The 259-nt window shown below is 44.4% G+C and carries 1 protein-coding gene; it reads right to left on the bottom strand.

Annotated elements, in window-relative coordinates:
- Positions 1 to 259: 2-oxoacid:acceptor oxidoreductase family protein (locus LI015_RS28145; RefSeq protein WP_227126797.1), on the bottom strand; the 259-nt coding region annotated here is incomplete at both ends.

Here is a 259-nt window from a genome sequence, read left to right as displayed (position 1 = left end):
CTTTTTAGCAAGCTGCGCCTTCATACGGTTCGGCATATGCTCAACGATTTCTTCTTTGGAGAAGGTAGTATTCAACAGGAAGCTTCCGCCTTCCTTGATATCTTTCGCCATGTCATATTTGAACATGTAAGCATCCAGTGAGCAGGAAATGAAGTCTGCGTTACCGATATAGTAAGTGGAACGGATTGGAGAGTTTCCAAAACGCAGGTGAGAACGGGTAACACCACCGGCTTTTTTAGAGTCATATGCAAAGTAAGCC

This window comes from Enterocloster sp. 210928-DFI.2.20 (assembly GCF_020554465.1).
Lineage (GTDB): Bacteria > Bacillota > Clostridia > Lachnospirales > Lachnospiraceae > Enterocloster > Enterocloster bolteae.
Note: the sequence above shows the minus strand (reverse complement) of the source record. Positions and strands in the feature narration are given on the sequence as shown.